1 protein-coding gene and 1 pseudogene are annotated in these 1015 nt (G+C 47.2%); one reads left to right on the forward strand and one right to left on the reverse strand.

From position 1 onward, the window contains the following. Positions 1-275: pseudogene (locus tag A3756_RS28270) on the forward strand (hypothetical protein); the annotation flags it as partial. A 4-nt stretch (positions 276-279) separates the two neighbouring features. Here A3756_RS28270 and A3756_RS23935 read toward each other — a convergent pair. Beyond that, positions 280-981, reverse strand: a complete 702-nt coding sequence (locus tag A3756_RS23935) for a Nif3-like dinuclear metal center hexameric protein (protein WP_156490735.1) — start codon at positions 979-981, stop codon at positions 280-282. Between the last annotated feature and the right edge of the window lie 34 nt (positions 982-1015).

The raw sequence follows: 1015 nt of genomic DNA on the forward strand, positions 1-1015 counted from the left end.
ACCGAGAGGTGCATGAGCAGCTCGCTAAAGGCGCAAGCCGCTTGTGCAATGAAGAGCAAGCTGAAGATTTTCTAGCAATCGGCCAATCTAACGCAAGTACTGATAGTGCTGCACAGAAACCCCGCGCTGAAGTTTACACACCACCTATGGACTATGCTCCAAAGAATAGCGACGCCGACACAGGCACACTGTCAGAAACTTATGGCATTACTAAAAAAGAAGTTAGCTCGGAGCAAGAAGAAGAGCTGCTTGTTAAAGAGCCACCAAGAATCTAGGCCATTAAACTGGATTATCGATATCGATAAACTCAAACTCGATATCAAACTTTTCCTGTAAATGTTGCCCAAGTGCTTGAATCCCCCCTTTCTCGGTCGCATGATGGCCTGCGGCGAAATAGGCGACCCCGGTTTCTCTTGCGACGTGAACGGTTGGCTCGGATATCTCACCACTTAGGTAAGCATCAAGGTTCTGACTCACTGCAAGGTCAATCATCCCCTGGGCTGCACCAGTACAAAACCCAATATTCTGTATTAACCGGTTAGGCTCACCAACAAACTCGCATTGGCGACCTAGCTTGTTAGTCACATGCTCGGAAAACTGCTCAACTGTGACCGCCTTATCTAAGCGACCAACCTGCCCCACAGAACGCGGGTTTCCGAGTTCCAGTGGCCCCGTTATATCGATACCAAGACGCAGCGCGAGCTGAGCGTTATTTCCACACTCTGCATGAATATCGACAGGTAGGTGGTAAGCTAAGAGACTAATGTCGTTGACAAGTAACTGCTTAATTCTCTTTTTCTTAATACCCGTAATAGGCTGAGCTTCACCTTTCCAAAAGTAACCATGATGAACCAAAATAGCACAAGCATTCTGCTCTACTGCCGCATCTATTAATGCTTGGGAGGCGGTTACTCCACCAACGATTCGCTTAACAGAAGCTCGACCTTCTACCTGGATACCGTTCGGGCAATAGTCCTTAATCTTATCAACCGATAAATATTGCTGAAGATAGGTA

This window comes from Oleiphilus sp. HI0086, assembly GCF_001635225.1.